At 50.7% G+C, this 7,121-nt stretch carries 4 protein-coding genes; all 4 read left to right on the top strand.

Features of this window, described 5'->3' with window-relative positions:
• The first annotated feature begins 206 nt into the window (after window positions 1-206).
• Window positions 207-1,661, top strand: coding sequence for an aminotransferase class V-fold PLP-dependent enzyme (locus OXG10_04140; GenBank protein ID MCY3826560.1), 1,455 nt, complete (start codon window positions 207-209; stop codon window positions 1,659-1,661).
• Between the two features lie 81 nt (window positions 1,662-1,742).
• Window positions 1,743-2,744 (top strand): ABC transporter permease, encoded by a 1,002-nt coding sequence (locus tag OXG10_04135; protein ID MCY3826559.1) that lies wholly within the window; start codon window positions 1,743-1,745, stop codon window positions 2,742-2,744.
• Entirely contained in the window at window positions 2,741-3,739 is a 999-nt protein-coding gene (locus OXG10_04130) for an ABC transporter permease (GenBank protein MCY3826558.1), read from the top strand. Before OXG10_04135 ends, OXG10_04130 begins: the two co-directional genes overlap by 4 nt.
• A gap of 22 nt (window positions 3,740-3,761) precedes the next feature.
• A complete protein-coding gene (locus OXG10_04125; protein ID MCY3826557.1) occupies window positions 3,762-7,085 on the top strand; it encodes a hypothetical protein in 3,324 nt (1,107 codons plus the stop codon).
• Window positions 7,086-7,121 lie beyond the last annotated feature (36 nt).

Genomic DNA, 7,121 nt, shown 5'->3' with positions numbered 1-7,121 from the left:
CTCCCCTGAAAGAGAGTTATCAAAGTCAGTGGTGCACTTTAAAGTTCAAGTGGTGCGAGTTAAAAAGGGAGAACATTAATAAAAATTTCAGCAGAAATGGGTTCCACTGTAGAAAGCAGAAGCGGACAGGCGCTTTTTATGCTTGCGCCCGCATTGTCTGTTTTATTATCCGGCGCACTTTATCTCTGCGCCCGTGAGGACATGCGATGAGCAAAGCAAAAGGCGGTGATGAATGGGCCGGCGGTGATCTCAGCATGTCACCGGAACAGATGCTGGAACTTGCACGCCAAACGGCAGAGTTGGTGGTGTCGCGCATTGAGAACTTGCCCGAAGAAGGTGCTTGGGAGGGAGAGTTCCGACGAGAACTTGAGGATCGGCTGCTCAAGCCTCCACCCGAGGAGAGCCGTTCGGCCTCGCAAGTGATCGAGGAAGCCGCACGCGAGATCCTTCCGATCGCACTGCGCTTGGACCACCCGCGTTGTTTTGGATTTATCCCTTCGCAGCCCACCTGGCCCGGAGTGCTGGCTGACTTCATGATTGCCGGATTTAACATCAACCAGAGCTCCTGGCTGATTTCGAGCGGTCCGAGCCAGCTGGAGCTTGTCGTGATCGACTGGTTCCGGCGCTGGATTGGCTATCCGGAGAGCGCGGGCGGACTGCTGACGAGCGGGGGCTCGGCGGCGAACCTTGATGCCCTTGTCGCGGCGCGGGAGGCCGCAAACCACCCGGAACGTGCCAGCTTGTACATGAGCGACCAGAGCCACAGTGCGCTCGTCAAAGCGGCCAGGATTATAGGTGTTCGTCCAGAATGCATTCGTATGGTTCCAGCCGATGAGCATTTCCGTATGGACATGGATGCGCTTGTCGAGACAGTGGCCGAGGACCGAGCCGCCGGACTCAGTCCCATCGCGGTGTGCGCGAGCGCTGGAACGTCCAGCAGCGGAGCTGTCGACCCGCTGGAAGCGATGGCGGACTACTGCGAGGCCCAGGATATATGGCTTCACGTCGACGCCGCGCATGGAGGCTTTGCCATCGTGACCGAGGAAGGCAAGAAGATCTTGAGTGGAATCGAGCGAGCCGATTCAGTTGTGCTGGACGCGCACAAGTGGTTCTTTCAGCCTTATGAGACAGGCGGCCTGATGGTGAAGGATGTGCGCACGCTCGAGCGGGCGTTCGCCACCAAGCACGATATTCTCCAGGACACGATCTGGGGCGCTAACCATCCGAATTTTTCGGACAGGGGCATGCAACTCAGCCGCTCCATTCGGGCGCTGAAGATCTGGATGTCGGTTCAGGCTTTCGGAATGGCCGCGTTCCGGCGAGCCGTATCGCATGGGATGACGCTGGCGCACCGGATTGGGGAGTACGTCGAGTGTAGTCCCGTCCTGGAGATGTTAACTCCTGCGACATTGGGGATCGCATGCTTCCGCGTCAACCCCGCAAACACCGACCTTGGCGAGGACGTGCTGGAAGAAATCAACAGAACCGTGCTCGCCCGTGTTTTCTGGGAAGACCGCGCGTTCATATCATCGACGCTTCTTCACGGGACGTTTGCGCTCAGGATGTGCGTCATCAACCACTCGACGACCTGGAACGACGTACGCGAGACATTGGAAGTCATCTCGAAATTCGGGGCGGAGAGTTTGACTCGAACTGATTGATTCCGGTTAATCGTGCTGGGCCATGTGCACATAAACAAAAACTGTTATGTGTATAATTTCCCCTGAGGTTTGACGGACGCAATGAAAGACTACATCCTGAAAAGACTTCTGCTGATGATTCCCACACTGTTCGGGATCACCCTTATCACTTTCCTGGTGATACAGCTTGCGCCGGGGAGCCCCGTTGAGAGCAGGATGTCGCTTGATCAGGGAATAAAAAGCGATCAGGTGACCAAGGAGATAGTCGAGCAGACCAAAAAGCTCTACGGTCTCGACAAGCCCGTTCACCAGAGGTATTTCATCTGGCTCGGCCAGATCGTGACGCTTGATTTCGGAAATTCCTACAAGGACCACCGCCCTGTCATAGACAAGATAGCGGAAAGGCTTCCGATTACTCTCATACTGAACGCTCTTTCGATCTTCCTCGTGTACCTGTTAGCCATACCGATCGGGGCCTGGTCAGCCGTCAGGCAGTGGAGCTTTGCGGAGCGCGCAACGACTTTCGTTCTTTTTCTCCTCTACTCGATTCCGAGCTTCTGGATGGCCGTGGTGCTTATCTATTTCTTCGGCGGCGGGGGAGCTTTTGATATCTTCCCCATATACGGAGTGCACTCGAGGGGATATGAGGACCTTCCCTTTCTCGAGAGAACCCTCGATTTCCTTTGGCACCTTGTTCTCCCCGTGTTCTGCCTTACCTACGCCTCCCTCGCGTCGCTTTCGCGCTACCAGAAGGGAAGCCTCCTTGAGGTGCTAAGGGAGGACTACATAAGGACCGCGAGGGCCAAGGGGCTTGCGCCCAGCAGGGTGCTTTTCAAGCACGCCCTGAGGAATTCGCTTATCCCAATAGTTACGATAATCGCCTCGATTCTTCCCGCCATGATAGGGGGAAGCGTTATCATAGAGACCATCTTTTCGATCCCCGGGATAGGAAGGCTGGGATTTGAGTCCGTGCTTTCAAGGGACTACCCCGTCATAATGGCCGTCGCCACCATCTCCGCTTTCCTTACCCTGATCGGCATTCTCATATCGGATTTAACCTACGCCGTGGTTGACCCCAGAATCGGCTTTGAGAGGAAGTCATGAAGCAGGGTTCAGGCATCGGGTACTGGGACAGGGTGTGGATCGAGTTCAAGAAGGACTCCCTGGCGTACGTCTCGTTTTTCTTCATAGTCCTCTTGGCGGTGACGGCGCTTTTTGAAAGTTTCCTCGCCGGCAACAGGCCAATAGTGCTCGTTGAGGAGGGCAAGTACTATTTCCCCGTGGTTATCGATTATCCCGAGTTTCGCGGAGAGGACCTTCGGGGCATGTATCTTGACGATCCGGATTCGTTCGCGATTTTTCCCCCCGTGAAGTACAGTCCCACGGAAAGCGATTTCTTTTCCGTTCTCTCGGCTCCCGACGGGAACCATTTTCTTGGCACGGACGACAGGGGAAGGGATGTTCTCAGCAGGATGATTCACGGGGCGAGGATATCGCTCTCAATAGGGGTGGTCGCCGTCGGGATAGCCATGGTGATAGGAATAATACTGGGGGCGGTCGCGGGTTATTACGGCGGCTGGATCGATTTTGCGATTTCAAGGCTGATAGAGGTGATGATCACTTTTCCCGTTTTCTTCCTGATTCTTACCATCCTCGCCTTTACGGAACCCAGCATTTACAACATCATGATAGTGATAGGTATAACGGGCTGGACGGGCGTGGCGAGGCTCGTTCGCGGGGAGTTTCTGAAACTTCGCCAGACGAACTATGTCGAGGCGGCGTGGGCGCTTGGAAGCGGCGACCGCAGGATTATACTAAAGCACATGCTTCCAAACGCTCTCGCGCCCGTTCTGGTGAGCGCCACCTTCGGAGTGGCGGGAGCGATACTGGTTGAATCGAGTCTCAGCTTTCTCGGGTTCGGGGTGACGCCCCCGGAACCCAGCTGGGGAGAGATAATCTCGCAGTCCCAGAAGTACGTGGATTTCGCGTGGTGGCTTGTTCTTTTCCCAGGGCTTGCGATTTTCGTGACGGTTACGGCTCTTAATCTGGTGGGGGAAGGATTCAGAAACGCGATAGACCCGAAACTAAAGGAAAGATAACATAAGCACCAATCGAAAAAACATGCGTAAAAGTTATAACAGACCGAAGAACGAACAGGATTTTGAAAGCCTCTGTTTAAGATTGCTACGGGTTCACTGGAAATGTCCACAACTAAATACCTATGCAACAAGAGGGCAGATTCAGAACGGAGTTGATATCATTGATTTAAGCGGGCAGGAACCCCTGCGCGCCGCGCAGTGCAAATTGCACGAAGAAGGGAAAATGATTACTCAGGCCGAGATTAGGAAGGAGATCGAAAAAGCGAAAAAATTTAAACCTCCTCTTGGTCTCTATGTAATTATGACAACCTCTAAAGCCGGGGGAGAAATCCATGACTTGATGATAGAAGTAAACCGAGAGCATAGAGAAAAGGGGCTGTTTGCGGTGGAAGTGTTTGACTGGCCTCGAATTGAGGAACTTCTTGAAGAGAATCCAGACGTTTGCGATTGGTACGAAAGCGGAGCACCGCTTGATGTAAGCAAAAGGATTGAGTCAAAGGTTGACGAGTTACTTGAAAGATCTGCACCGGGTCGCGGCAACCACAACAAAGATGGCTTTCATGCAGAGATTGATGAAGCGCGAGATTTTCTGGAAAAACACGACTATCAAGTGGCAAAGCTGTTACTTCAGCGAATCAAAGTAAGAAGCTGGGACGAACTTACGCCACGACATAAATTCAGGATATTAACAAATCTTGCTGCTGTTGAGGCATCAATTGGCAGTTTAAAAGATACTGCTGGTCTGTATATAGAAGCAAAAAAGCACCAACCTACCGATGAAATGGCTCAAACTAATGAAGCTCTTGGCTATCTCTTGCTTGAGCAACGCAGTAAAGCGTTTGAATTGTCTCAAAAGCTAAGAAAAGAGTTTCCTCGCTCCGAACGAGTGCTAGGTGTCTTTATTCAAAGCGCACCGGATTCGGCAACTCTTGAGCATATAAAAGACTCTATACCTGAAAACTTGCTTAAAAAAGATGAAGTGGCGATCCCTTTGACACGCAGGGCGCTGAACTCAGGCAACCTTCGGAGAGCCGAGGAATTCATCAGGATTGCTGTGGATGCCGGGAGTCGTGCGTCAGAAACTTGGTTGCACTTGGGACAAATTATCTTTCAGATGGAGCTTTCAAGGAGCGTTGAGCAGTATGGAGCCGAAAACCTTTTCTGTGACGAGGAAAAACTCTTGGAAGCCGAAGACGCTCTTGGCAAAGCAATTGCGTTTGCCAAAGAGAATCATTCCGTTTCTGGAGAGGTCGAAGCCCTGCTTACCAGACAAAAAGTCAGAACGGTTCTTGGAAAGAATGCGGAGGCTCGTGAAGATTTGGAAGAGGCAAGGAGAATTGCCCCTCAAAATACTTTAGTCATTGAAGCCTGTGGCTGGTTGCTCCGTATCGAGGGAAAACTTGACGAGGCGATTGACTTGGTGCGTTGCGTACCGCCGGAGGCGTTGTCGTCCCAAGGTCAAATGATCTTTGGCATGATGCTCATGGAACGAGGAGAGCCCGGCGATTATTCTGATGCAGGAGAGTTGTTCTCGCAGTTGGCAAAAAACAAGTTAGAACTGCGGGAGGATTCTCGGGAAAAGGCAATTGGACTCGGACTAGAAGCGTTTGCAAAGGAAAAACAGTTTGATACCTGTCAAAAGCTTAGGAAGGAAGTTCCTGCGGAAACAGTGTCAGATATCAAATTCAAGACGCTTGCTTCAACGCTCCATTTGCTGGAAGGGCAAAATGATAAAGCTTCAGATTGCGCAGATGATGCGCTTGCGCTCACGAATGATGCGACTACGGTATTTGAAATTCGGCGGCTTGCGCTACTGCTTTCTGAGCTGAAGCGTTTTGGAGACGCTCTCCCGCTTTGGCAGCGGATTGCCGTTCCAAACACGCTTGGTTCCGATACGATGAATCTTCTACAATGTGCAGACCAGCTAAATAGGGATGGAATCATGCTTGATATCTTCGAAAAGCTGCGACAAGCTGGAGCGATTGACCGAAATCTGCTTTATAAAGAACTTTCTCTTCTCGAGCAATACGACACCGATAAAGCGATAAAAATTCTTGACGAGGAAATCAGCCGTCGACCCGATGATAAGGAACTCAAACTCGAGCGCTCATGGATGGGGCTCGCGCTTGGCAAACCTGAATTGATAGACAAGGATCCTTCAAGTCTGCCGGAACCCGATCAGGTGAATCCACAAATGGCTCTCAAGGCCGTGCGGGTTCTAAAGGCGATAGATCAAGAACCGCTCGCAATCCAGTATGGATACGAGGTTCTTCGCGGTAATTTTGAAGACCCCGATGCACATAAAGCATTTACGGTAGTAATTTTAGAAGTCGATGAAGGACAACCAAAGTTAGATAGTCCTGAATGTGTCGAGACGGGAGTGGTTGTGTCTTACGTTGAAGAGGGAGACTCTTTCACTCATCAAATTATTGTCGAGGACACACCAAATCCAGATTCAAAATTCCCCGAACGCGAACTCTCACCCGATAACGAAATATGCAGAGCCATGATGGGAAAGAAAGTTGGAGAAACTTTCGTCCTTGCCAGAGGCATCCAGAATCGGATCGGCGAAATCACGAAAATCGAGAACAAGTATGTCCATCGCTTTCAGGACTGTATTGGACAGTGGCAAATACGGTTTCCAGAGTTACTACAAGACATGCAATTTCTCAGAATACCGCAGAACACTGGCCAATCAGGCGAACTGGAACCCGATATAAGCACAATCTTAGAGTATGTTGACTACCGGTATGAAAGCGTATTGAATCTTCAACAACTTTACGAGGAGAGATCCCTCCCACTTCATCTTTTCGGCAGCAAAAATTTTGACAAAAATGCATTTGACGCACTTCTGTATCTAGCTAACTCGAAGGATGTATTCGTGAAGTGTTGTTCTGGTTCGAACGAAGAACGCGATCAGGCTGCTAAAGCACTTGAATCATGCAATACGGTTGTTTTAGATATTAGTGCGATTTCATCGCTGTTCCTGTTAGATAGACTGGACATACTGGAGAACTGGTCAGCAGATATCGTGGTTTCCAGAAACACAGTGAATGAACTACGTCAGATGGTAGTGAACGAAGAACTGATTGGTAAGAAGGAAACAGGAGTATTGTTAAAAACAGATGCCGGACACGCCTTTGTAGAAAATACGGCTGATCAAAAAGCGGATTATATCGACAAACTGCGTCGACTTGTTAGCACTATAGAGGATAACTGCAGGGTTGAACCCTGCCAGGCACTTGCGGAACTAGATCCGCAAAAGAGGGAATTACTCGTCGAAGCATTTGGACAGTACGGAGCAGAATCTATCCTGTTGGCTGCTACTGTACCAGTACCCTTCTAAAAGTTTAAATCAAGCAAGAAGACTAGAGTTGAATTT

It is taken from the genome of Candidatus Dadabacteria bacterium (assembly GCA_026706695.1).
GTDB lineage: Bacteria > Desulfobacterota_D > UBA1144 > Nemesobacterales > Nemesobacteraceae > Nemesobacter.
The sequence above is the reverse complement of the archived record's forward strand: the minus strand, read 5'-3'. Positions and strand labels throughout refer to the sequence as shown.

Coding starts and splice junctions, on each gene's coding strand:
- OXG10_04140 (MCY3826560.1), top strand. CDS start 207: ATGAGCAAAGCAAAAGGCGGTGATGAATGGGCCGGCGGTGATCTCAGC.
- OXG10_04135 (MCY3826559.1), top strand. CDS start 1,743: ATGAAAGACTACATCCTGAAAAGACTTCTGCTGATGATTCCCACACTG.
- OXG10_04130 (MCY3826558.1), top strand. CDS start 2,741: ATGAAGCAGGGTTCAGGCATCGGGTACTGGGACAGGGTGTGGATCGAG.
- OXG10_04125 (MCY3826557.1), top strand. CDS start 3,762: ATGCGTAAAAGTTATAACAGACCGAAGAACGAACAGGATTTTGAAAGC.